Genomic DNA, 25,419 nt, shown 5'->3' with positions numbered 1-25,419 from the left:
CTTTGCTTGTTCAGGCGTTGGCAGCCGTCTGGCTTTGCCGGATCGCTGCTTTGGCGATGCGGCTTGCGGATATGGACCGCGCCACCCGCTGCAATGTCGGGTAATTCGCCCCCTCGCCCGTGGCGATATAACCGGGGCAGAGAAAATCGGCAGAACCCTCCGCCACCTTGCCGAGCGTCAGCGGCTCATAGGTTCCTCCCGCATTCTTCAGAATGAGAATGGCGGCGGCCACATCCCAGGCATTGACGCCGAAACCGGTAGCCGCATCCGTCCAGCCCGCCGCAACATGGGCGATGCTGAGCGCGGCGCTGCCAGGCCGGCGCAATGTCGAGAAGGTCTCGACAAGAGCGCCGAAATTGGCGAGCGCCGCTTCCCGCCCATCCAGCCGGAAATCACGCGAGACAGGATAACCTGTGATCAAGGTCGCCCGGGTCTCGTCTGCAACACTGCGGGAGCGCAGCTTGTCTCCGTCCAGATAGGAAGCCTCAAGATTGGCGGAAAACATCTGGTCCGCCGCGGGATCATAGACCACGCCGGCAACGGCCTTACCGTCGATGACGGCGGCAATCGATACGCACCAGAAGGCAAGGCCGCGTGCGAAATTCGCCGTGCCGTCGATGGGATCGACATACCATTGCACCTCGCCGCTGCCGATCTGGCCGCCCTCTTCACCCATGATCGCCGAATTGGGTTCCCGTTCGAGAATGACGGCGCGGATCGCAGCTTCGGCGCGTTTGTCGTGAATGGTGACGATATCGTGGAGATCGACCTTGTAGTCGACGGCCATGTCCGATCGGAATGCCGCCAGCAGCGGATCGCGCACGGCACGCGCCGCCGCCTCGGCTATTTTCATCAGCCGCGCCGAGCGGGAAAGCGCCTCCTCGTTTTCAGGTTTATGTTCGGTCGAAGAAGGGCTTTGCATCGGCATATCCAGTCTGTTCGTTCTCAAGGGAGGGACCGGCGCGGCAGGGGCCGCGCCGACCGGGATCATTTCCTGTAATTGACGCGCCAAATATCCTGCCATTCCTCGCGACGATCGAAATCGTTGAGGCCAGTGGCGGAATCATACCCCATCAGCCTGTCGGCAACCTTCATCAGTCCCGAAGGCTCGTCAGCCGGCATCTTGATGTCGATGTTGGTCGGCAGCTTGCCGTCCTTCATCTGCGGGGCGATGCCCTCTTCCGTCAGGACGTAATGGACGAAAAGCTTCGCCATGTTCGGGCTTTTGGTCTTCGACGCGATCAGCCCAAGCTTGATGTAGGTCCAGCCAACCCATGGATCGAGACCGGTGCAGAGGCCAAGCTTGTAGCCCTTGTCGGCATTGTCGCGGAACTTGGCCGAGCTGAGCAGGCCGAAGAAGGGTTGCTTCTGGCCGGGCGCACCAACGGCCTCCGCCACGGGGTCGTCACCATCGGTGGCAAGCGGGCCGTTCTGCGCCAGCGCCTTGATCCAGGCTGCCGCGGCGTCCTTGTCGATATCCTTGCCGAAATGCGCCTTGTAGGCGGCCGCCACCTTTTCATTGCCATGGGCTTCGAGCTGGTTGAACCAGTCCGTATAGGTGCTCTTGCTCAAGGGATCGACCATGGCGACCTTGCCTTTCCACTTCGGCTCGGTCAGTTCCCAGATGTTGCTCACCGGGCATTTGTCATAGGCTTCCGTATTATAGGCCCAGACATTAGCGTTGGTGGAAATTGCCAGCGGGTTCTGGAACTGCGCCGGGATCTTCGCCACCATGTCGCCCGGCAGATAATTCTCAACAAAACCCGCCGGCAGAAGCTGCGCGAGCGCCGATGGCGCATCGGTGATAAGCACCACATCGCCCTGCACGTTGCCGGACTGGCTTTCGCGGATGATCATCTCCAGCTGGCTGTTGGCGGACACCTTCACGCCCGTCGCCTTCAGCCCGTATTTGGCGCTGAACTTGTCGGCCATCTCCACGATCTTGCCGGTGCTGTCGTAGATATTGATCGGCTTTTCCTGCTTCGCGGCCGCCAAAATCGCATCGAGATCGAAGGCTTCTTCGGCCGTGGCACTCATTGCGGATAAGCCTGCAACGACAGTCGCTATCGCCGTCATCGATAAAAATCTGCTTCTTCTCATCGTTCCCATCCCAAGGAAAAGGCGAGGCAGGCTCGCGCCCGCCCTGCCGTTATTTTTTGTAGTTCACACGCCAGAAATCCTGCCAGCCCTCACGCTTGTCGAGATCGTCGGCCGCCGTTGCAGCATCGAAAGCCATCAGCTCGTCGAGATGATCGGCAACCTTCGAGGGTTCATCCGCCGGCAAGGCGATTTTCGTGTTGCCGGAAATCTTGCCGTCCACCGTCTGTGGCGCGATGCCCTCTTGCGTCATCAGGTAATGCAGGAAGAGCTTTGCCGCATTCGGGCTTTTGGTCTGCCCGGCAATCAGGCCGAAGCCGGGATAGAGGAAGCCGGAAAACGGCTTGACCCCGCTGCAAAGACCGAGCTTCAGCCCCTTGGCCTCATTGTCACGATACTTCGCCGCCGAGGTAATGACGAAAAAGGGATCGGTCTGCCCCGGAGCGCCCGCCGCATCGGCAACCGTGCTCGAATCCGTCAGTAGGGGAGCGTTTTCGGCAAATGCCTTCACCCAGGCGGCCGTCGCGCTTTTTTCACCCGTTTCCAGCTTCTTGCCGTAAAGGTCCTCATAAGCCTTGGCGACATCGGCATCGTGATGGGTTTCGATCTGGTTGAACCAGTCGGCGTAAAGCGGCTTGTCGAAAAGATCGAGCATGGCAAGCTTGCCCTTCCAACGCGGCTCCGTCAGTTGCCAGATGTTGGTGACCGGGCATTTGTCGTATTTCTCGGTATTATAGGTCCAGACATGCGGATCCGAGACGACAACGAGCGGGTCGCGCAGCTTTTGCGGAATATCGCTTTCCATATCCGGCGGTGACCAGCTGGTGGCAATGCCTTCCGGCAGAAGTTCCCCCATCGCGGAGGCGACATCCGTTGCGACGCTGACATCGCCGACGACATTGCCGGCACGATGTTCGCGGATCATCAGCTCGACCTGCGTTGCCTCGTTCACTTTCTTGCCGCTCGCCTGCACGCCATATTTGGCGGTGAAGGCCTGAGCGGTATCGACGATCTTGCCGGTCACCGCGTAGACGGTAATCGGTTTTTCTTTCTTCGCAGCGTCGATAAGCGCATCGAGATTAAAGGCGTCCTGCGCATGGGCAGCGCCGCCAAGCGAAAGCGAGAAGAAGAGGCTGAGTGCGGAGGCGGCCATCCGCCGCCGCTCGCCGCCATATCGGTTCTTGGTCATGATAGTCACTGCGTCGTTCCCCCGTTACTTTTTGTAGTTCACGCGCCAGAAGTCCTGCCAGGTTTCGCGCGCGTCCCAGTCTTCAAGGCTGGTGGCCATGCTGTAGGGCAGAACGCGATCAAGCACGGCGCCAATGCCGGAAGGCTCGTCGGCGGGCAGTTTCACGTCTTTGTTGGTGGACATCTTGCCGTCGATCGCCTGTGGCGCGATGCCTTCCGCGGTCATGACGTAGTGAATGAAGAGCTTTGCCGCATTCGGGCTGTTCGTGCCCTTGGTGATCAGGCCGACGCCCGGATAAAGCCAGCCGATCCACGGCTTCAGCTCCTTGCAGAGGCCGAGTTTCATGCCCTTGTCGGCATTGTCTCGGAACTTCGCCGAGCTGATGAGGCCCATGAAGGGCGCCTTCTGGCCGGGCGTACCAACGGCCTCGGCCGCCGCCGCATCGGCATCGGTCAGAAGCGGCGCGTTGGCGGCCAGCGCCTTCACCCAGGCCGCCGTCGCGCTTGTCTCTGCGGTCTCGAGTTCCTTGCCGTAAAGCGCCTTATAGGCCGCCTTCACCTCGCCATCGCCATGCGCTGCCATCTGGTTGAACCAGTCGACATAGGATGCCTTGCCGAGCGGATCCTGCATCGCCACCTTGCCCTTCCACTTCGGGTCGGTCAGTTCCCAGATGTTGGAAACGGGGCATTTGTCGAAAAGCTCGGTATTGTAGGCCCAGACGTTAGCGCTTGTGACGACGGTGAGCGGATCCTGATATTCCGGCGGAATATTGCCGGCGAGATCCGGCGGCAACCAGCTCTCGACAAAACCCATTGGAATAAGCTGTGCCATCGCCGCCGGCGCATCGCTGATGATCGAGACGTCACCCTGAATATTGTTGGCCCGCGCCTCGCGAATGACCATTTCCAGCTGCGCGGACGCCTTTACCTTCGCGCCCTCTGCGCCCACGCCATATTTTGCGGCGAAGTTCTTCGCCATTTCCACGATCTTGCCCGTGCTGTCATAGACGGTGATCGGCTTTTCCTTTTTGGCAGCCTCGATCAGGGCATTGAGGTCGAAAGGCTCCCCCGCCTTCGCCACGCCGCCAAGCGTTGCGGCAATTGCCGTTGCACACAGGAGACGGCAAAGGCCGCCCGTCATTTTCCGCTTCATACTGCTCCTCCTTCAGCAAGCGATTGTCAGTCTTTTCGTCGTTTTCAGTTGTAGGAACTGCTCCTCAGCACCGTGTCCGCCTCGGTGATCCGCTGCCCTTTGGCGTCGAAGACATGCAGGGCCTCCGGCGGCACGTGGAAAAACACGCGGTCACCGCTGTCGATGCGCGGCAGGGCATGGGTGGTCAGGAACAGCGTGTGGTTCTCGCTCCTCAATTCGAGAATCCAGCTGCCACCTGTCGGAAGCACGCCCGTCACCGTCATTTCTCCAAAGAAGCTGCCCTGCGGCACATCCTCCCGCCTTGCCGCATAACCCATCGCCTCCGGCCGCATGCCGACCGAGGCAATGCCACGCAGTTGCGGATAACGCGTTGTGAAATAGGCCTCCGCATTGTCGGCGATATCGGACACCCCAGGCTGGCCGAAGGTCAGGATATTAATCGGCGGGCTGCCGACAAATTCGGCGACGAAGCGATTGGCCGGACGGTCGTAAATATCGTTGGGCGTGCCCATCTGCTGCAGCGTGCCCTCGTTCATCACCGCAATGGTCGTGGCAAGCGTCATGGCCTCCCACTGGTCATGCGTCACGAAGACGATGGTGGTCTTGAACTCCTTGTGCAGCCGCTTCAGCTCGGCGCGCATTTCCAGCCGAAGCCGGGCATCGAGGTTGGAGAGCGGCTCATCCAGAAGCAGCACACCCGGATTGACGGCAAGCATGCGGGCCAGCGCCACACGCTGCTGCTGCCCCCCGGAAAGCTGCGAGGGATAACGGTCGCGGTACTTGGCGATGTCGAGCGCCTGCATGACGCGCTCGACGCGTGCCTCCCGCTCGGCTTTCGGCAGCTTGCGCAGGCGCAGGCCGAAATCCGTGTTGCGCTCGATGGTCAGATGCGGCCAGAGCGCGTAGCTCTGGAAGACGAGCCCCATTTCGCGCTTTTCCGGCGGCACGAATATGCCGTCATTGACGGAATCTATCACCCTGTCGCCGACACGGATTTCACCGCCGGAGAGGTTTTCAAGGCCCGCGATCATGCGCAGCGTCGTGGTCTTGCCGCAGCCGGAAGGGCCAAGCAGGCACATGAATTCGCCGTCGCGGATTTCGAGATCGAGATCGGAAACCGCATTTGCGGAATTCACGCCGTAGTTCTTCTGCGCCCCGCGCAGGTTGATGGTAGGCATCAGCTTCCAAGTCCTTCTGCAAGATTTGTGCGGGTCAGTTTCTGGGCCAGCAGGGTGCCGAAATAGGCAATGCCGGCGATGATCAGCACCACGGCGTTGGCGGCCTGCGTATAGTGGTAATCGACCAGCCGCAGCGAATAGGTGGTCAGAACATCCGTGCTCGGCACGGCGAGGATCACGAACAGGCTCAGGCCCTTGATGCCCGAGATGAAGGGCAGCAGAACCCCCGTCACCAGCGATCCCTTCTGGATCGGGATGACGATCGAGATCATGCGGCGGAACCAGCCGGCACCGGCAATCTGGGCCGCCTCTTCCGGGTCCTTTCCAAGCTGTGTCATGGCCGAAATGCCGGCACGCGAGGCATAGGGCATCTGGTCGGCGATCAGTGCGAGGATAAGGATTGTCACCGTGCCATAGAGTGCCGGCATCGGCCCGCGTGGCACCGCAAACAGCGAGAGATAGGCGGCGGCAAAGGCGATGCCCGGCACCAGATAGGGCAGGAACGTGACCTGACGCAGATAGACCGAGAGCGCCCGCACCGGCGTACGGATGACGACATAACCGACGAGCAGGCCGAGGACACCCGATGTGAGCGAGGCAAGGCCGACGATCATCATCGTGTTTTTAGCCGCCGCCCAGAGATCGGGGCTCAGAAGAACGCCGGTCTGCAAGGCCACCGTGTTGAGATTGCTGCCAATCCAGTAATCGAGCGTGAAATTTTCGAACGTGAACCTGGCCGGCATCTTCATGACGGTCGAGAGGGCGAGTGTAAGCAAAGGCAGGCCAACGCTGAGAATGAAGACAGCAGCCGCAAAGCCCGTTGCCGGAAGACGCATCTTGCCGAGACGGCTTTGCCGGTTCATGGAACCCTTGGAGCCGATCGTCACGAAACGCCGGGCTTCGCGAACGAGGCGGGCATCGATCATCAGCGTGATGATGCCGATGAGCATGATCGAGGCCGCAACGACACCGGCAACACCGGTCTGGCGCGAGGCAATGCTGCGGAACAGCGATGTCGACAGCACCTCGAACTTCACGGGAAGGCCGAGAACATAGGGTACGCCGAATTCGCCGAGGCACTTTGCGAAGATCAGCACCATGGAAGAGAGCAGCGCCGGGCGCATCAAGGGCAGGATGACCTGCAAAGCCACCTGATAACGATGGGCGCCAAGAATGCGGGCCGAATCCTCCAGCTGCGAGTCGAAACGGCGCAGCGCCGAGCCGAACAGCAGGATGACGAAGGGTGTGTAATGCAGGGCAAGGATGATGGTGATCGGGAAGCGCCCATAGGCCACCCAGTCCGGCGGCGTCAGCCCCATCGCCTCGAACCAGCCCGGCTGGCCGCCAACGGTGCGGTTCTTGAACAGCGTCGTCCAGGCGAGCGCAAAGGTCCAGGCGGGCAGCATGTAGGGCACGATCAGCGCGGTTGCGAACCAGCGGCGACCGAACATATCCGTGCGGCTGATAAGCCAGGCAAGCACCGTTCCGATAATGAGTGAAAGCGCAATCGCCCCGAAGGCTACTGTCAGCGTGTTAAATAGCGGTCGCCAGAAAAGATCCGTCGCGACGGGCGAGAAGAACGCCCTGTCGAGATAATAAAGCGTGAGATCACCGACATCCTTGCCGAGACGCCGTTCGTGGCCGAACTGGACCCGGACGGCATCGAGCACAATCGAGATGATCGGAACGACGATCAGATAGGTGAAAAGCAACGCCGTCAGCACGCCGATGAGCGTCGTCGGCTCCCTGAGCGCGACCTTGACGCGATAGCGCCAGGCCTGCCATGCCGAAGGCGCGGTCGTCGGGGGACGCCCCAGTGCCTCCGCCTTCGTTGATTCGCTTAAAAGAGCCATTATTCCTCCCCATATGGCCGCAACATTGCTCCGACACGCTGGCAAGCTTCTGCCTGCGCGCAACCTGCGGGACAGGCGGCGCGTGCGTCGAACATGAGCAATGTGTCAATGCTTCAGCAGCGGGCATCCGGCCCGCAAGCAACGATGATCCAGCTCCTCCCGGAAACATCGCCGGCAAACAAAACGTAGAATAAAAATTCCATATAATGCTTGACCTTGGAATGCATGATCCATCCTAAACGGTATTTTGTCAACGAAAAAATGCACACGCGATCATTGATTTATATCTTTGTTTTTAAACGGTTTTATTAATCTAGTTTTGCATATTTTTATATCGTCTGGCGCGCAATCGTCTTTTCCCACGGAATGGAAATGGAAAGGACGATATATTTGCAGGAGAAAGCGAGCATCGCCCCTGCCTGAGCAGGAGCGCGTCGCACCTGAAATATTCCAATTGGAATAGTCGGCCCTTCAGGCCTGTGATATCAGACATGAGGTTTCGCAAACGGGGGAGTTGAATGGCGAGAGGGTTCGTGACGGCCGAAGAGGTGGCAAAAAAGGCTGGTGTCTCGCGCTCCGCCGTGTCGCGCACTTTCACCCCCGGCGGCAGCGTATCGAAGGCCGTCCGGCGCAAGGTGCTGAAAGCCGCGCATGAACTTGGCTACCGCGTCAACCGTCTGGCCCAGGGCCTCAACAATGACCGCTCCAATCTCATCGGGGTGGTCGGCGCCAATCTCAGCTCGCCATTCATTTCAAAACAGCTCGATCTTCTCAGCATCGGCCTTCTGCGTCGCGGTTTGCAATGCCTGCTGCTGAACGCGGCCGATGCACGCAAGGATATCGCGCCGCTGATCGAACTGCTTTTCGAGTTTCGCGCCCAGGCCATCGTCGTTCTCTCCGGTGAGCCGCCCGCTTCTATCGTCGACGAATGCATCGCCAATGGCGTGCGCCTTATCCTCATCAACCAGCGTCTCGACCGGACCGATACGAACATGGTGTTGAGCGACGATTCCCACGGCGCCGATCTCGCCGCCATGCGGCTTGTGGCGGCAAAATGCAGGAAGGTCGCGGTCGTTTCCAGCGGCAGCCAGACACCGGCACAGTTGCGCCGCGCGGCCGCCTTTACCCAGCGCATGACAATTGAGGGCATCGAAGTCGTTCCATGGTCGGGCGGGCCGACAAGTTATGACAGCGGTTATCAGGCCGGTTGCGAATTGCTGAAGGACAAGACGATAGACGGCGCCTTCTGCGTGACCGATCTGCTTGCTCTCGGTTTCATGGATGCAGCCCGGCTGGAAATGGGCCGCCGGGTGCCGGAAGACGTGTCGATCGTCGGTTTCGACGACATTCCGCAGGCGGGCTGGAAAAGCTATCAGCTAACAACCGTTGCCCAATCCTTTGACGCGCTGACCGAGAAGGTCCTGACCGCGCTTGACAGCGACGAGCCCGAGACCCGGCTTCAGGTCGTGCCCGTTGAGATGGTCGAGCGGATCACCGCGCGCTAACCCGCCTGCTTGATCCGGCTTTCGATCAGAAGACCGCTTTCATCGAGGATCGGATGGGCGACAGCGGCGATATGGGCGTTGATGCGTTTCAGATCGCGCAGCATGTCGAGATGCACGGAGCTTGTCTGGATGCTGTCGGCCCGGCCATCGCGCAGGCGCTGGAGATGGCGCTCCGATGACTGTTTTTCCAGCCGGCGCACATCTTCCTTCACCTCCACAAGCCGTCGGGCAAGGTCGGCATTGCGGGTGGCGAAAACCGATTGCGCCATGCGGATATTGTCGAGCGTGATGGAGAAAAGACGTTCGAGTTCGCTTTTACCGTCATCGGAAAATCTGAGGCCGAGACTGATCTTCTTGGCGATTTCCGGACGGATGCCCTTCTCGATGATATCGCCGATATGTTCGAGATTGATGGCATATTCGACGATATCCATCGCGCGTCGCTCGTCCTTCTGGCACAAACCATCCTGGCCCACCTTCGAGACATAGACCTTGATGGCATGCTGGATACTATCGACCCGGCCTTCCAGCGTGCTGATATCATTGAGTTTCGAAAGATCGCTGTCGTGCATGGCGTCGCTCGCCTGACGCAGCATGCGCTCGATCAGATCGCCGACCAGCATGACCTCGCGGCTCGCGCCGGCAAGGGCCGCAACCGGCTGGCCCAGATCATGAGTGTCGAGATAGCTGCGGCGGCTCTCGGCTCCCTCTTTTTCCGGCAGCAGCGCAGTCGTCACCCGCAGCAACAACGGTGATAGCGGCCATGCGATGACGGCGACCGCAAGATTGAAAAGGAGATGCGCATCGACCGCCAGATTGGCGTGCGAGAAAGGCGACATGTCGAGCAGTGCCGCGCCGTATCCGGCAAGCGGCAGGGCTGCGACACAGCCGGTAGTCCGGACGATGAGGTTGCCAAGCGCCACCCGGCGCGCCGCGACCGGCGCCTTCAACGTCGCCAGCACCGGCGGAACCGCGCCGCCAAGATTGGCACCGAGCACCAGCACGATGACGAGGCTTGTTTCGATGCCGCCGCTTGCCGCAAGTGACAGGATGAGGACGACGATGGCAAGGCTGGAGGATGCCAGCACGGCCAGCACCGCGGAAAAGATCAACGCGACCGGCCAGGCATTGCCGAGCATGGAAATGAAGAGGTTAAGCGCCGGCGACTGCCGGATGGGATCCGTCGCCGCAGAAAGAAGATGCAGGGAAAGCAACATCAGGCCGACACCGGCAACGGCAGCGCCCGCACCCTGCCGTTGCACCGACTTTCCACGCAACAGGACGACACCGGCAAGGATCAACATGGGCGACAGCCAGCCAAGACCGAGCGCGACAATCCACGCCGTCGTGGCGGTACCGACATTGGCGCCGAGCAGCACGATCTGCGCCATCGCTGGTGCGATGAGATCTTTTTCAACGAAGGAGGCAACCATCAGCGCCGTGGCTGTCGAACTCTGCAGTGCAATCGTCGCCACGAGGCCGGCGATGAAGGAGCGAAACCCGCCGCGCGTACCGGCGGCAAGCCCGACGCGAAGCTTCGCGCCAAAGGCACGCGACATTCCGTCCTTGATCTGCCCAAGACCGAAAAGCAGCAGCGCCACCGCACCGAACAGATTGATGCTGACAACGACCGATTCCACTAGATCACCTCGCCTGTCCTGCTTGCCGCCACTTCCCCGAGGAGCCGTTGATATGCCCCGTTCACATCGTCGATTGCGGCGAAAAAACCTTCGGATCACACCGCAATGGATTGACGTTGTGGTGTGAGACGGAGTTCCAGATGCCGCGAACCGCCTTCGGCACGGTCGAGAAACAGCCCAAGGGCACCGAAGAAGATTTCGATAAAACTCTTGACCGAACCGTCGTGGTGATCGGGCTCACGGCCAAAACGATCCGCCAGCGACCGGTAAAGGGAAAGCCGTTGAGGCGCGATATGCGCAAGCGCCAGGCCCGCGCCCTGACGCAGGCAATACCAGTCCGCAATAAGTTCGAACATCGGCAGATCGGAGCACAGCTCGGCATCAAGCGAGGCAAGGCTCTTTTCACCAAGTAGGCCGATAACCTCGGATACGGTTTTATCCGCAATCGCCGCCACGATCCCGGCTGGCCACTCCTTGGTGAAATAACGATGCCGGATCAGCGCGCGTTTGTGGCCGAGCAGAAAATCACCGTAATTGCCCGCCGCAAACGCCCGGTCCTCGTCATCACCGGCCAGTGCGGTTTCCCGCGCATAACCCCGGCAAATGCGGCTGTTTATCGGCAGGGAGGCCATTTCCACCGTCTCGACGGACATCTCGTGCTGCGCGGGATGGACGACCTTGAAGGCGGGCGGAAAGGCGACCAGAGACGGCACGGCGATATTGGTGAGCGAGGTTTCGCCCTCCCCGCGCCGGGTCACACCTTCCACATGCAGGTGCCCGCTGAAATGAACTTTAAGCCCGGCCTCAACCAGCGCATCCTCAACCGCCTTGCGCGGCGTGCGACGCACGACGTTGGTTTCGCCAAACAGCGCACTTTCGGCACCGCTTGCGCCATCGAAGGGATCGAGCGCCGGATAGTGGGAAAAGCCGAGCAAAGTCTTGCCAAGCGCCTGTGCCCTCTCGCGCACATCGGCAATCCAGTCGATGATGAAGGGTTTGCAGCGCAAAAGCGCGTTCCAGCCGCCGGAAGTACTGTCGGTAAAGGCAGCTTCCTCCCCCGTCTCGAAAGTGCCGTCGAGCGGCTCGAAAATATTGGCGTCGATCATGAGCAGCCAGAGACCCGGCTCCGGCTCAACCAGATAGGATGCATCCATCAACCGGTAGACATTGCGTCCATCGGGCGAGCGCACCTCGTAGAGACGGTCTTCCGCCGCATCGGAAAGCCCGAACGGTGTTTCCCAATGCAGATAGTCCGGCTGGCGGAAATATCCGAAAGCCGCCATCGGGCCAAGGCCAACGGGGTAGCCTTCGCAATACATCCGGTCGCTGATCACGACCCGATCACCGGCCCGCCGCGCATCGCTTGAAACGGAAAGGCATTTGCCGTTCTCCGTCAGAAATTCCTTGGTATGATGCCGGCCACGCGGGCCGAAAATATCGTGGTTGCCGGGCAAAGCATAAAAGGCGGTGCCATGGGCATCGCGATGACGCTCCAGAATGCCCTTCAGCGTTTCGGATGTCGCCCGCTGGCCATCGTCGGTATAATCACCAAGCAGCACCACATGGCGGATGCCCCGCTGCCGCACTTCTTCGAGTGCAGCATGCAGCGCATCGGCGCTTTCGTTGAAAACACGGGTGGATTCGCGCGTATCCGACCAGCTGCGCATGGTGATGCGCTCACCACCGATCTCTATGCCGGGGAAACCGAAATCAGCCGCCGTGTCATGAAAATGGGCATCGGCAATGACGGCGACGGAGGGAAGCGTGCGTTTCAGCATGATTGAACAGTCTTTCTGCCTTCGACCATGTCGATCCAGTCGGAGGCGCGGCGGGCGGCGGCATAAAGCATCGGTTTCGGCGTCTCGAACCATTCGTCCGGCCGCAATTCCCGCTTCGTGCGGATCACCGCCAGTGCATCGTCAAGGGTGGGATAGAGGTGCGGCTGCTGCTTGTGCAGGAAAAGCGCCACCAGCGAGACCGAACGGCTGCGCCCGCTGCGGCAATTGACAAGCACATTGCCACCATCGGGGAAAGGATAGGTTTCGCGCTTCGGCATGGTCTGCCGCAACGCGCCGTCGAGAATATAATAGGCTCCCAGCATCATCGTGTCCGGGCTGCCCTCCCCGTCGATAAGACCGAGCTTGTAATAACGGATATCGCCATAACCCACAGCGCGCCTGTCGCCCTCTTCCGCCGGCGCCTGCACCAGATTGATATCCAGATTGACGGCGCAGTTGACGACGGTGGTAATGCCGTGCCGGCGCAGGAGCCCAAGGTCGCTCGCACCATCGCTGCCGCCGATATAAAGCGCAGCATTATGCGGGCCGAGCCCTTCCGCAATCAGGCTGATCGCAGGCCGGGCATAAACGGGTCCATCCATGTCATTCCTCCACATGCACCAAGCACCCTCCACGGAGGGGTGCCCGTCTAAATTCAGGCCGATAGGGCCTGCTGCCGATCCGAAGGCTGCCGCTCTGCCAATGGTATCTTCGATGCCTGGCTGACGCCGCTCGCAACGCCGCCAGCTGCGGCCAGAACCGGCCCACCATCTTCAAGACTACCAATCTCCAGGAAAGGGCAGACATCGCCGCCAGCTTCGCTGACGAGTAACAGTCCCGCAAGACAATCCCATGAATTCATGTGCAATTCGAGATAGGCATCGGAACGGCCATCGGCCACATAGGCAAGCGCCAGCGCGCCGGAACCGGCGCGGCGCACATTGGCACCCATATCAAGCAGGTTCTTGACGACATCGAGATAGGTGGCATTCGCGATACGGGTCGACCAGCCCATTTCGATAGAGGCCGCATCGAAACGCTCCGTTTCAGCAACCCGGATGGGCTGTCCGTTGCGCGTTGCCCCCTCTCCGCGCCGGGCGAAATAGAGCTCATCGAGAGCCGGATTGTAGATCGCGCCGAATTCGGTTTGCCCGTTTTCGACATAGGCGATGGAGATGCAGAAATGCGGAATGCCACGGGCGAAATTCGCGGTGCCGTCCACGGGATCAACGACCCAGACGCGATCACCGATCACACCGCCGCCCTCTTCACCGAAAAAACTGTCCTCGGGAAAGCAGGCCGAGATCGCTCCGCGAATATGCGCTTCGGATGCCGCATCCGTCACCGTCAGAAAGTCCTGCGGACCCTTCATCGAGAAGCTGCGTGTCGCCTCGCCCTGAAAGCCCTTCAGCACCAGCTCCCCGGCGGAAAGAATAACGCTACGGCACAGTTCGGCACGGGCTGCCAACGTATCCGGATAGGGCATCGAGTCCATGCGAAATAACCATCTCTATAAAGGTTGAACACGCGTTCATATTGCACACGTGTTCAGTCTTTTCAAGCGCGATTTTTAGACGGGCCGCCTATAGGGTTTCATAGCAGCCAGCCGTGCGTCCCGACAATCGGTTTGCCACAACATCCACCATGCGCGATGGAACGGTTTTGCCTTGCGGGAGTTCATCTCTGGCAACCCCAAGCAGGAGGAAGAAAAGTGGATCACACCAATCACGTACGCCTCGTTGAAACGGAACTGACCCCGTCCGTTCTGGAAGGTGCCACAGTTTATGGCGCAGATGACCACAAGGTCGGCAAGGTCGATCATGTCCATGGCGTTGGCGCTGGCAGCACTGCAATCATCGACGTTGGCGGCTTTCTCGGCATCGGCGCAAAGCCCGTCGCAGTCCCGCTCAGCGACTTGGATTTCATGCGCGACGAGGATGGCGATGTCCACGCGGTCACCTCATGGACCAAGGACCAGCTTAAGGAGATGCCTGAGCACCGCCATTAATCTTTAAAAAACGCCCGGCTGCCAGCCGGGCGTTTTTCTTTGTCTTACCGGGCTACCCCGTTGTCACCCCCAATATAGCCGAAGGCCCGATTGTTCTGCCGAGAGATGGAACGCTTCAGCGTATCGAGCATTTTCATGACGCTTAAAAAATCGCGCGCAATGTAGTTCAAGGGGACAGTGATTGAACAACCAGATACAGGCCACTCCGCTGAGCATCGACGACGTCACCGTCATCGATGACGAGAAGGTCAAAAAGGCGGTCACGGCAGCCGCTCTCGGCAACGCGATGGAGTGGTTCGACTTCGGCGTCTACGGTTTCGTCGCCTACGCCGTCGGCAAGGTCTTTTTCCCGGATGCTGCCCCCGCCGTTCAAACCGTGGCGGCGCTCGCAACTTTCTCCGTTCCCTTCCTTATCCGCCCATTGGGGGGCGTATTTTTTGGCGCCATGGGTGACAAATTCGGGCGTCAAAAAGTCCTCTCCCTGACAATCATCATCATGGCCGCGAGCACCTTCTGCATCGGCCTTATCCCCGGTTATGCCACCATCGGCATATGGGCACCCATTCTGTTGCTGTTATGCAAGCTTGCCCAGGGGTTTTCCGTCGGCGGCGAATATACCGGTGCCGCCATTTTCGTAGCGGAATACGCGCCTGACCGGAAACGCGGCTATCTTGGCAGCTGGCTCGACTTCGGCTCAATCGCCGGCTTCGTCCTTGGCGCGGGGCTCGTCGTGTTGCTCAGCACCGCAATGGGCGAAGCCAAGTTCCTCGACTGGGGCTGGCGCATTCCGTTCTTTCTGGCAGCACCCCTCGGGTTGATCGGGCTTTATCTCCGCCACGCGGCGGAAGAGACGCCCGCCTTCACCGAACGCCTGCACCGGGCCGAAGAAGAAGACCGGCAGTCGCTGAAAGAGCGGCCCATGGTTCCCATCGCCGAGATTGTCAGCCAACATTCCCGGTCGCTGGCAATATGTATCGGCATGGTCCTCGTGACCAACGTGACCTATTACATGCTGCTCACCTACATGCCGACATATCTGTCAAAAACGCTGAATTACAGCGAGGATCATGGCGTCCTCATCATCATCGCGGTGATGGTTGGCATGCTGTTCGTCCAGCCCGCCATCGGGCTTTTGAGCGACCGCATCGGGCGCAGGCCGTTTCTGGCGGTTGGCAGCACGGCGATCCTGTTTCTCTCGCTGCCGGCATTTCATCTGATCGCCAGCGGGCAGGTTGTTCAGATTTTCTTCGGACTGCTCATCCTCGCGGTCGCGCTCAATTGCCTGATCGGGATCATGGCATCCACCCTGCCAGCGCTCTTTCCAGCCCGCATCCGCTACAGCGCTCTGGCTATCGCATTCAATATCTCGATCATCGTGGCCGGGCTGACGCCGACACTCACCGCATGGCTGGTGGAGGTCACGGAAAATATCTATATGCCGGCCTATTATCTCATGGTGGCGGCCGTCTTCGGCATCGCAACGACGTTTTTCCTCAAGGAAACCGCCAACCGGCCGCTTTATGGTGACACACCGAATGCGTCGAGCCGAAAGGAAGCCAAATCGCTTCTGGCAGAGCAATATCTGCACATCGAGAAAAGCGTCGAGGAGATAGACGACGAGCTGCTCAAGCTTGAGGAACAGAAGGAAATTCTTCAGGCAAAACGCAATCAGCTGGTTGGTAAGCACCCGGATCTGACCTGAGCGGGATATCCAGTCCTGAGACAGGATGCGCGGCAATACATTTGCACCCCGCGCATCCCCTAAACGTCAGACGGCGAGGAACCCGCCATCGATGGGCAACACCGCGCCGGAAATCATGCTGCTATCATCTGACAGAAGCAGTGCGATGCTCTGTGCCACGTCTTCAGCCTCGGCAAAGCGCTGCAGCGGATGGCGAACCATCATCGGTGCGCTCTTGGCCGGATCGTTCCATGCTTCGGCAGCCAGTTCAGTCAGCGTGATGGTGGGTGCGACAGCGTTGACGCGGATGCCATGCGGCCCAAGTTCCTTGGCGAGAACGCGGGTCGCGCCTTCAAGCCCGGCCTTCGACGCGGCGTAGCAGAGATGATCCTGAAAACCGCGATGACCGGCAATCGAGGTGATGTTGACGATTGCGCCACCCCCACCCTTTGCAACGCGGGCGCGGGCGAATTCCTGGCAGGTGACGAGTGCTGCACGCAGGTTGATGCCGAGCACGGCCTCATACCCTTCGTCGCTCATATCGAGCACGCTTTCGAGCACGTTGATGCCCGCGCTGTTGATGAGAAAATCGCACGGACCCGCCTCGACCATCGCGGCCCGCGTCGCCGCAACATCGGCGAGATCGACACGGATCGAGCGGCCGCCGATTTCGCTTTTCAGGCTGTCGAGATCGGACTGCGTCCGGCTGATTGCCACGACGTCAGCGCCACGCGCAGCCATCAGGATGGCGCAGGCGCGGCCGATGCCCTTGCCTGCGCCGGTGATGATGACGGATTTTCCGGAAAACTGCATGGAATCCTCGTTATTTTGCGGCCAATGCGGCCGGATAATCTAAGCTTGTGACGCGGTTCAGGAATGGCTGGCGGAGCGAATGGCACGCGCCGCATCCTGCAAGGCCAGAAATGCGTCGTAACGCGACTGGTGAACCTTTTGAAAAGCAGGGTCAGGCGCCGCACAGCTGGCGATCCGCGACATGGCGGGCATCGCCGCCATCAGGTCCGGATAGGTTCGCGCAGCAACCGCGCCAAGCATCGCAGATCCGAGAAGCACCGGTTCTTCGCATTCGGTCAGTTCGACGGGAAGCCCCGTTGCGTCCGCCAGCAATTGCCGGGCAAGTGGATGAGCGCCCGCCCCGCCGCTGACGCTGACGGTTTCCACCGGGGCGCCGTTGCGGGCCTGCGTCTCGATGATCTGGCGAAGTCCGTAACCAAGGCCGAGAAGGCCCGCCACATAAAGCGCGACGAGGGAATCCACGCCGGTCTCCATGCCATAACCGGCAATGACCGCGCGGGCATGGGGATCGGCGAAGGGAGCACGGTTACCGAGAAACTCCGGCACCACATGAAAATCCTCGGCGATCCCGACTGCGGCGGCGGCGGATGCGGCAAGGTCAAGAGCGCGGTCGGCAAGCCATACCGGCAAGGCTTTGCCTTCCTTCCCGGCAAGCGCCTTTGCCTCGGCAAAGGCCGGGTGCAATTGCACCAGATAATCGATGGCGGCACCGGCGGCGGACTGGCCGCCTTCATTGAGCCATGCGCCGGGAACCATGGCGGAATAATAGGGGCCCCAGACACCCGGCACGAAGGCGGGTTCGGCGGTGGTCGTCATGGTGCAGGAAGAGGTGCCGAAGACATAACCGAGGCATCGCGATGCATCACCGCCCGCAGCCACCGTGCCAACGCCACCGGCATGCGCATCGATCAGGCCTGCGGCAACGGCGGTCCCCGCAACCAGCCCCATGGCTTCCGCGGCTTCTTCCGTCAAGCCGTTGCCCAGCGCCGTGCCGGGATGGACGACGCTTTCACCGATACGGCGGAAACCCTGCTCCGCCAGATCGCCAAGCCCGATGCGGGTGAAATATTCCGCGTCCCACCGCTCCTCATGGGCGAGATAAGTCCATTTGCAGGTGACGGTGCAAGCGGAGCGATCGAGCGCGCCTGAGGCTTTCCAGGTGAGGAAGTCCGTCAGGTCGAAGAAGTGCTCGGCGCGAGTATAGATGTCCGGCCTGTTTTCGCGGAGCCACAGCAGCTTGGGCGTCTGCATTTCCGGGGAAATCCGGCCACCGACATATTTCAGAACGGCATGTTCGCCGACATTGATCCGCTCCGCCTGTTCGACGGCGCGGTGATCCATCCAGACGATGATATCGCGTTCGGGATGATCCGGCGCGCCGACCGGAAGGGTCTCACCATCAGGCCCGCGCACGACGAGTGAGCAGGTGGCATCGAAACCGATGCCAACCACGGATGAAGCATCTATGGCAGCCTGCGAAACGCTTTCCCGCACGCTGTCGCAAACGGCCTTCCAAACCTCACCGCTCGATTGTTCGGCGATGCCGCCGTCCTCACGGTGCATCGTGATCGGGCGCTTGGCGGTGGCCAGAAGCCTGCCCGCCACATCAAAGACACCGGCACGGGCAGAGCCGGTACCGACATCAACGCCAATCAGGTAGGAAGCCATTTGCGATACTCCTTGCGGCAGGCGGTTACACGCGATCGAAGTTGGTAGGCAGCACCAGCATGTCACGGATGGTGACGGTGCGCTTGCGGGTCAACATATAGACCACCGCATCGGCCACTTCACTCGCATCGATAAGGCTGCCCGATTCCTTGGCCTTGCGAAGGTTCTCTTCCGGCCAGTCTGCCAGAAGTGCGGAAACGACGGGGCCGGGAGAGACCTGCGCGACGCGAACGCCGTGGGGGATCATCTGGCGGCGCATGCCCTGTACGAAGCTGGTGATTGCCCATTTCGAACCCGAATAGACCGGCTCCCAATAGGTCGGGAAATGTCCGGCGATCGAGCAGGTGACGACGATGTCGCCGGTCTTGCGCTCCGACATATGCGGGACGACGGCCTGTACGTTCTTCATGACGGCATTGACGTTGAGGTTCAGCATCTTGTCGATGGCTTCCGGCGTCGTTTCGGTGAGGTCACCGCCAATATAGGTGCCGGCATTGCAATAGAGGATGTCGATATGATCGACCTTCTCCAGAATTTCCGGGATCATGGCATTGCAGCTATCGGCATCCAGAAGGTTCGTCACCTGCGGGATGGCACGTTCGCCGAGCTTGCCGGCGAGTTCATTCAAGGCTTTCTCGTTCCAGTCGACCATGACCACGGTCGCGCCCTGTTCCAACAGGGCTTCAGTGGTGGCCAGCCCGATACCGGATGCGGCGCCGGTGATGACCGCGATCTTGCCTTGCAGCGATTCAGACATTTAATTCTCCTGCGTTTTTTAAAGAGGTTCCGGGCCGGCTCAGCGCCATTCGCGCCCGATATAGATGGCAAGCAGGATGATGGCGCCCTTGATGACATCCTGCAGATAGGGGTTGATACCCACGAGATTGAGACCGTTATTGAGGATGCCGAGCAGCACCGCACCGATAAGCGTGCCGAGGATCAGGCCCCTGCCGCCTGCAATCGCCGTGCCGCCGAGAACAACCGCCGCAATGGCGTCGAGCTCAAAACCGACACCTGCGTTGGGCTGACCGCTCATCAGGCGGCCGGTGAGGATGAGCGCGGCAAAAGCTGCCGTGACGCCCGAGATGCCATAGACCGCAAGCTTGACGCGCTGGGTCTTCACACCCGAAAGACGGGCCGCCAATTCATTTCCGCCAAGTGCATAGACATGGCGACCGAAAGCCGTGCGCTGCAACAGCACCCAGGCCACGGCATAAATCACCACCATGATAACGACTGGCACCGGAACGACGCCGATGCGGCCGACGCCGAACCAGGAAATCCAGCTCGGAATGCCGCTGACCGGGTAACCGCCGGAATAGATGAGGCCGAGACCGCGCGCCATTCCCATGGTGGCGAGCGTCACGATGATGGCGGGCATCTTCCCCCAGGCGACAAGCGCCCCGTTGAAGATACCGATGCCGAGACCGATGAAAAAGCCAGCCGGCAGAGCAACCGCCGGAGACAGGCCGGTATTTACCATCAGGCCGGCCGACAGCGTGCCGACAAGCGCCATGACCGCGCCGACCGAAAGGTCGATGCCACCGGTGAGGATGACGAAGGTCATGCCGACGGCGAGGATGCCAACGACGGAAACCTGCCGCAGCACGTTCATGATGTTGTTCACGCTGAAGAAATTGTCGCTCGCAAGCCCCATCAGGATCGATACGACAATCAGGCCTGCCAAAGGCAGGGCGAGCGGTGAGCGCAAGAGGTTGCCCAAACCAAAACCGCTCGTTTTCGCGGCAACGCCGGTGTTTGCATCAAGCGACATGTTCAACCCTCCCGGTGGTGGCATTTGTCATTATTGTTTCCGAATTGATGTCTTCGCCTTCAACGGTGGCGACGATGCCGCCGGAACGGAACACGCAGACGCGGTCCGACATGCCGATCACTTCCGGCAGCTCCGAAGAGATCATGATGATCGAATGGCCCTTGGCGGCAAATTCGCGCATGAGCGCATAGATTTCCGCTTTCGCGCCGACATCGATACCGCGTGTCGGTTCGTCGAAGATCAGTACCCGCATGTCATGGTTCAGCCAGCGGGCGATGACGATCTTCTGCTGGTTGCCGCCGGACAGCGTGTCGACGCGGGCAAAGGGCCCCTGCGCCTTGACCTGCACCTGCGCCATGGCCTTCTTGGTGTATTCCAGCTCTTTTTTCAGGTCGATGAACCAGTGAGCCTTCGGATACTTGCGATAGTTGTTGAGCGAAATGTTCTGCAGGATGGAGAAGCTGGTGATCAGCCCTTCTTCCTTGCGGCTTTCCGGAAGCAGGCCGATACCGCGCGCCAGCGCCTCATCCGGTCCGGAAAAACGCGTGTCCACGCCATCCACCTTCACCTTGCGGCGGGAAGCGGAATGCGCACCCAGCATGGCGAGTGCCGTTTCCGTGCGACCGGAACCGACAAGACCGGCAAAGCCGAGTATTTCGCCTTCCCGTAGCGAGAAACGCGAGACCGGGCCGCCTCTTTTCAGCTGAAGCTCTTCCACCTCGATGACGTTGCGCGCGGAAGCATCAATCTTCGGCTTCGGCGGGAAGCTAGCCTCGATGCGTCGGCCGACCATCATTTCCACCAGCCGGTCATTATCGACCTCGGAGGTGAGGCAGGAACCGATGAGTTCGCCATCGCGAAGGACCGTGATGCGGTCGCAGATCTCGAATATTTCCTCAAGATGGTGGGAAATGAAGATGATCGCGACACCCTGACGCCGCAACTCGCGCATGACCTTGAAAAGATGCTCGGTCTCTGAGGGGGTGAGCGTCGCCGTCGGCTCGTCGAGAACGAGAATGCGCGCATCCAGCGACAGCGCCTTGGCGATTTCGACAAATTGCTGCTGGGCAACGGAAAGGCGGTGCACCGGCACATCGAGCGGAACGTCGACAGCCAGACGGCTCATGATTTCGGCGGCCCGCTTGCGCATGGCGCCTTTGTTCAAAAGGCGCAGCGGCCCGCGGATTTCGCGGGCAAGAAACATGTTTTCCACGGCATTGAGATAGGGGATCAGGCTGAATTCCTGAAACACGATGCCGATACCGGCGGCAATCGCCTCGTCATAATTGGCAAAACGGCGATCCGTTCCGTCGATGCGGATCGTTCCCTCCGAAGGCTGCAAAATGCCGCAGAGGATCTTCATCAGCGTCGATTTACCCGCGCCGTTCTCTCCCAGAAGCGCATGCACCTCGCCGGGGCGCGCCTGAAGGTCGACACCGCGCAAGACCTCGATCTTGCCGAAGCTTTTTCTTATTCCATTCAGTTCCAGCATTTCACCCTCCTCGATGGTCGGGACTTGTCCCGCCCCCACACAAGGTGGGGACGGGACCTGGGAGGAATTCTTACCAGCTGAAATCGCCGGCGTTCTTGCTGTCAACGACCATGACGTCGATCGGCACTTCCTTCGGAACGACGCGCGCACCCCACTTCTGGGCAAGCGCCATGGCAAGACCAACGCGCACTTGATCACGCGGGAACTGCGCGGTGGTTTCGATGAAAGGGCCACCATCGGCAATTGCCTTCACAGCTTCCGGAGCACCGTCTACCGAGGTCAGCTTGATGTCCTTGCCGGAACCCTGGATCGCAGCAAGCGCACCCATTGCACCGCCATCGTTGACCGAGAAGATGCCGGCGAGGTTCGGACGGGACTGGATCATGTTTTCGACGACACCCAGGGCAACGGAGCGGTCCTGACGGCCGTTCTGTGTGTCAACAAGCTTGATCTCCGGGAATTCTGCAAGCGCTGCCTTGCAACCTTCGACGCGCTGCAGGATCGGCACGACAGGAATACCGTCGAGGATAGCGACCTCACCCTTGCCGCCAAGGGCATCGCCGAGATACTTGCACGACTGGTAACCCGCGTCGCGGTTCTTCGAGCCGACGAAGGTGTCGACCGGGCCGTTGGCGTTGGCGTCAACCGCAACGACCGTCACGCCGGCAGCCTTGGCCGCATGCACGGCGGCTTCGATGCCGGCGCTGTCGGTCGGGTTCAGAAGCAGGATGTCGATCTTCTGCTGAAGCATGTCTTCCACGTCGGAAATCTGCTTTGCCACATCGTGGCCGGCGTCCGTGACGACAACGTCGGCACCGATGCTTGCCGCGGCTTCCTTCAGCGCTTCCTGCATCGACACGAAATAGGGGTTGTTCAGCTCCTGGAACGTCATGCCGATCTTCAGCTTTTCCTGCGCCAGCGCCGGAGCGGCCATCATTGCAACTGCGGCTGTCGCCATCAGGAATTTCGATTTCATTCTCATTGTAACTTCCTCCCGTTTGGAAAGTTTGGGCAATAAGGGCCCGTTTCCGGACAGTCCTCTGTCCGAATTGGTGAAAAATCTACGATGTATTGGTGGTTTAATCCGCCATGACCGCCGCCTTCTGGGCCGCGAATATGGTCCGGAACCTCGATGGCGACATTCCCTTCAACTTCAGGAAATGCCTGTTGAAATTCGAAAGGTTGGAAAAGCCCACATCATAGCAGACTTCCGCCACCTTCACGTCCTGATCCGCCAGAAGCATCTGGCAGGCGAGATCGATGCGCAATTGATTGCGATAGCGCACCAGCGTCGTGCCCGTATGGCGCTTGAAGGCGCGGGAAAAGGCGCTCGGGCTCTGGCCCACCATGTCGGCGAGATCGATTTCCTCGACCTGTTCGGTCAGGTGCTGGCGCAGATGCGACAAAGCGCGGTTGATGCCGCTGTCGCCAATGCCGGTCAGATCAAGCTCATAACTCAGGCTCGCCAGCACCTCGGGCGCAGGGGCATTGACCAGAAGGTCGAGAATTTCCCAGAAAAGCGCCAGACGCGTCAGGCCCTGGGCCTCGATCAACCGAAGGATCAGCGGGCGAACACGATCGCTCGTCTCGTCGTCAAACAGAATGCCGCGGCGGCTGCGGTCCAACAGGGCACGCACCACGTCCATCTCGGACATGGACGCGCAGGCATCCTCGATAAAGGTCTCCGGAAACTGGATCACGAGAGAGCGCGTCGGAACGATCTCGTCCGGCTCGATCTCGCTGATCCAGTTCTGGGGGAGATTGGGACCGGTCATGATGAGCTGACCGGGGCCGAAACGACCGACGAAATCGCCGATATAAAACGTGCCCGATGTCGCCACGACCAGATGAATTTCATACTCAGGATGGTAATGCCAGCGCACGGTACGGAACGGATAGCCATGCCGCCAGGCGGCGAAGGATTCGCCCTTGCGGATGTGCACCAGTTCCAGATCGGGCTGCATCAATATTCCTCCCTTCAGTCACGTCCGCCGCATTCACGGAGAAAGCCATTCCTCTTTATGGCCCGTCCCTAAGCGTTGGCGGAGAGCATATGGCCTGCCGCGCAGAGTTCCACATCATGCCGGGGAAATTGCTGATACTTTTTTGACTGTTTTTTGTCGAGAATTGAATAGTGCGCTGCGGATGCTGCAAACAAAGCCGGCGGTTGCGCCGATTTTCCTGCGCAATTTTGCGTGATACGCCCATATAATGCGCATGAGGGAAAGGGATGTGATGAATTTTTAGAGCGCGATCCACCGATCACCGGCAGTTCGCGCTCATACTTTTCCGCAGGATATCTGCCGCTCGATCATCAGCGGCCGATTGGCCGGAACAGCTTATTGCGGCATCAGAATTTGCAGTTTCACATCCGTTTCCCTTGCCTCCACCGCACGGTCAAAACCGGCGATGCTGTCTTCGAAAGGAATGGTCGCGGAGATCAAAGGCTTCAGATCGACCTTGCCGGAGGCGATAAGGGCGACCGCCCGGTCATAGACATTGGCGTAGCGGAAAACCGTCTCCACCCGAAGCTCCTTGGCCTGCAGGCCGACAATATCGACCGGAACGGGATCGACGGGCATGCCGACGAGGACGATCGCGCCACCGGGACGCGCCAGTTTCGCCATGCCCAGTATGGCGGGTGCAGCACCGGAGCATTCGAAAACGATATCGCAGCCCCAGCCTTCCGTCGCAGCCGCAACCGCTTCGGCGAGGTTGTGCTCGCGGATATTGACGGTTTCGATGCCATCATAGGCGGCGATGATATCCAGCTTCGGCTGGGCAAGATCGGCGACGATCACCTTGGCGCAGCCACCCGCGAGCGCAGCCAGCGCCACCATCATGCCGATCGGGCCGGCGCCGGTGACAACGGCGATATCGCCGGGCTGGATGCGCGCTCTCAGCGCCGCCTGCATGCCGATAGCGAAGGGTTCAACCATGGCGCCTTCGGCAAACGAAACATTGTCGGGCAGCTTGTAGGTGAAGGTTGCGGGGTGAATGACTTCCGGCGTCAGGCAGCCATGGACAGGAGGGGTCGCCCAGAAGCTGACGGCCGGATCGACATTGTATATGCCAAGCTTGGACGCGCGCGAGGTCGGGTCGGGAATACCCGGCTCCATGCAGACACGGTCGCCCGCCTTCAGATGCGTCACCTCGGCACCGGTTTCGATCACCGTTCCCGAAGCTTCATGGCCGAGCACCATGGGTGCGTTGACGACGAAATGGCCGATTTTGCCATGGGTATAATAATGGACGTCCGAGCCGCAGATCCCGACCGTGTGCGTGCGGATGCGCACATCCTTCGGTCCGAGCTTGCCGGCAATGTCAAACTCCCTGAGCGAGAGCTTTCCTTTTTCTTCGAGCACCAGTGCTTTCATCTCATCCTCCGTCGTTTGCGATGCGCTTTCGCAGCGAATTCAAACAGCGTGATGCGGTGCAACTTCGGCAAAAGTAAACAGAAATCGGCCGAATCAGCCGGTTTTTCTTCAAGGAGGAAAAACTGTATCGAGGTGCCCGGAATTTCTCATCATCCGCGATGCTCTGCCGCTTTTTCAGAAATTGAAGGACGACGTGATTCGCTCGCCACACCCC

General features: G+C 60.0%; 21 protein-coding genes. 3 read left to right on the top strand and 18 right to left on the bottom strand.

The genetic code is table 11. From position 1 onward, the window contains the following. Positions 1-10: 10 nt before the first annotated feature. The 6 genes from OK142_RS18260 to OK142_RS18235 form a co-directional block, all read right to left on the bottom strand. Positions 11-928, bottom strand: coding sequence for an inositol monophosphatase family protein (locus OK142_RS18260; protein WP_498684410.1), 918 nt, complete (start codon positions 926-928; stop codon positions 11-13). A gap of 59 nt (positions 929-987) precedes the next feature. Continuing rightward, positions 988-2,076, bottom strand: coding sequence for an ABC transporter substrate-binding protein (locus tag OK142_RS18255; protein WP_498684459.1), 1,089 nt, complete (start codon positions 2,074-2,076; stop codon positions 988-990). A 73-nt stretch (positions 2,077-2,149) separates the two neighbouring features. After that, the gene (locus OK142_RS18250) at positions 2,150-3,286 is read right to left on the bottom strand and encodes an ABC transporter substrate-binding protein (protein WP_498684408.1); all 1,137 of its coding nucleotides are present in this window, start codon (positions 3,284-3,286) and stop codon (positions 2,150-2,152) included. A 24-nt stretch (positions 3,287-3,310) separates the two neighbouring features. After that, complete coding sequence (locus tag OK142_RS18245; protein WP_498684406.1) at positions 3,311-4,438, bottom strand: ABC transporter substrate-binding protein; 1,128 nt, start codon at positions 4,436-4,438, stop codon at positions 3,311-3,313. A gap of 44 nt (positions 4,439-4,482) precedes the next feature. After that, on the bottom strand, positions 4,483-5,616 hold the full coding sequence (locus tag OK142_RS18240; protein WP_313616963.1) for an ABC transporter ATP-binding protein: 1,134 nt from the start codon (positions 5,614-5,616) through the stop codon (positions 4,483-4,485). Beyond that, positions 5,616-7,469 carry an ABC transporter permease gene (locus OK142_RS18235; protein ID WP_498684403.1) on the bottom strand — a complete coding sequence of 618 codons (1,854 nt, stop codon included), beginning with the start codon at positions 7,467-7,469 and terminating at the stop codon, positions 5,616-5,618. The genes OK142_RS18240 and OK142_RS18235 overlap by 1 nt, the downstream gene beginning before the upstream one ends. 518 nt (positions 7,470-7,987) lie before the next feature. On the opposite strand from OK142_RS18235, the gene OK142_RS18230 reads away from it, so the two are divergent. After that, the gene (locus OK142_RS18230; RefSeq protein ID WP_035243119.1) at positions 7,988-8,974 is read left to right on the top strand and encodes a LacI family DNA-binding transcriptional regulator; all 987 of its coding nucleotides are present in this window, start codon (positions 7,988-7,990) and stop codon (positions 8,972-8,974) included. Here the strand turns inward: OK142_RS18230 and OK142_RS18225 are convergent. From OK142_RS18225 to OK142_RS18210, 4 genes are all read right to left on the bottom strand, one after another. Next, positions 8,971-10,614: a Na/Pi cotransporter family protein gene (locus tag OK142_RS18225; protein WP_498684401.1), complete on the bottom strand. Its 1,644-nt coding sequence runs from the start codon at positions 10,612-10,614 to the stop codon at positions 8,971-8,973. The two genes, OK142_RS18230 and OK142_RS18225, sit on opposite strands and share 4 nt — an antisense overlap. A gap of 95 nt (positions 10,615-10,709) precedes the next feature. Then, the gene (locus tag OK142_RS18220) at positions 10,710-12,392 is read right to left on the bottom strand and encodes a metallophosphoesterase family protein (protein ID WP_498684399.1); all 1,683 of its coding nucleotides are present in this window, start codon (positions 12,390-12,392) and stop codon (positions 10,710-10,712) included. Further along, entirely contained in the window at positions 12,386-12,994 is a 609-nt protein-coding gene (locus OK142_RS18215) for a dual specificity protein phosphatase family protein (RefSeq protein ID WP_498684397.1), read from the bottom strand. The genes OK142_RS18220 and OK142_RS18215 overlap by 7 nt, the downstream gene beginning before the upstream one ends. A gap of 53 nt (positions 12,995-13,047) precedes the next feature. Further along, entirely contained in the window at positions 13,048-13,887 is an 840-nt protein-coding gene (locus tag OK142_RS18210; RefSeq protein ID WP_498684395.1) for an inositol monophosphatase family protein, read from the bottom strand. A 216-nt stretch (positions 13,888-14,103) separates the two neighbouring features. Here OK142_RS18210 and OK142_RS18205 point away from each other — a divergent pair, with 216 nt between their 5' ends. Next, positions 14,104-14,400, top strand: coding sequence for a PRC-barrel domain-containing protein (locus tag OK142_RS18205; protein ID WP_078052845.1), 297 nt, complete (start codon positions 14,104-14,106; stop codon positions 14,398-14,400). A 181-nt stretch (positions 14,401-14,581) separates the two neighbouring features. Continuing rightward, entirely contained in the window at positions 14,582-16,102 is a 1,521-nt protein-coding gene (proP, locus tag OK142_RS18200) for a glycine betaine/L-proline transporter ProP (RefSeq protein ID WP_498684393.1), read from the top strand. A gap of 66 nt (positions 16,103-16,168) precedes the next feature. Here the strand turns inward: proP and OK142_RS18195 are convergent, their stop codons facing one another. The 8 genes from OK142_RS18195 to OK142_RS18160 all read right to left on the bottom strand — a co-directional run bounded on the left by OK142_RS18195 (position 16,169) and on the right by OK142_RS18160 (position 25,205). Continuing rightward, positions 16,169-16,894, bottom strand: a complete 726-nt coding sequence (locus OK142_RS18195; RefSeq protein ID WP_003498880.1) for an SDR family oxidoreductase — start codon at positions 16,892-16,894, stop codon at positions 16,169-16,171. 57 nt (positions 16,895-16,951) lie between these two features. Continuing rightward, the gene (locus OK142_RS18190) at positions 16,952-18,562 is read right to left on the bottom strand and encodes an FGGY-family carbohydrate kinase (protein ID WP_498684391.1); all 1,611 of its coding nucleotides are present in this window, start codon (positions 18,560-18,562) and stop codon (positions 16,952-16,954) included. A 25-nt stretch (positions 18,563-18,587) separates the two neighbouring features. After that, positions 18,588-19,319 carry an SDR family oxidoreductase gene (locus OK142_RS18185; protein ID WP_082184971.1) on the bottom strand — a complete coding sequence of 244 codons (732 nt, stop codon included), beginning with the start codon at positions 19,317-19,319 and terminating at the stop codon, positions 18,588-18,590. Positions 19,320-19,358: 39 nt separating this feature from the next. Continuing rightward, complete coding sequence (locus OK142_RS18180; RefSeq protein ID WP_498684389.1) at positions 19,359-20,336, bottom strand: ABC transporter permease; 978 nt, start codon at positions 20,334-20,336, stop codon at positions 19,359-19,361. Next, a complete protein-coding gene (locus OK142_RS18175) occupies positions 20,326-21,828 on the bottom strand; it encodes a sugar ABC transporter ATP-binding protein (protein ID WP_003498873.1) in 1,503 nt (500 codons plus the stop codon). The genes OK142_RS18180 and OK142_RS18175 overlap by 11 nt, the downstream gene beginning before the upstream one ends. A gap of 70 nt (positions 21,829-21,898) precedes the next feature. Continuing rightward, positions 21,899-22,810, bottom strand: coding sequence for an ABC transporter substrate-binding protein (locus OK142_RS18170; RefSeq protein WP_080600415.1), 912 nt, complete (start codon positions 22,808-22,810; stop codon positions 21,899-21,901). 97 nt (positions 22,811-22,907) lie between these two features. Beyond that, positions 22,908-23,792, bottom strand: coding sequence for a helix-turn-helix domain-containing protein (locus OK142_RS18165; protein ID WP_137039551.1), 885 nt, complete (start codon positions 23,790-23,792; stop codon positions 22,908-22,910). 375 nt (positions 23,793-24,167) lie between these two features. After that, entirely contained in the window at positions 24,168-25,205 is a 1,038-nt protein-coding gene (locus OK142_RS18160) for an NAD(P)-dependent alcohol dehydrogenase (protein WP_498684388.1), read from the bottom strand. Between the last annotated feature and the right edge of the window lie 214 nt (positions 25,206-25,419).

It is taken from the genome of Agrobacterium sp. BT-220-3 (assembly GCF_025910175.1).
Taxonomy (GTDB): domain Bacteria; phylum Pseudomonadota; class Alphaproteobacteria; order Rhizobiales; family Rhizobiaceae; genus Agrobacterium; species Agrobacterium oryzihabitans.
Note: the sequence above shows the minus strand (reverse complement) of the source record. Positions and strands in the feature narration are given on the sequence as shown.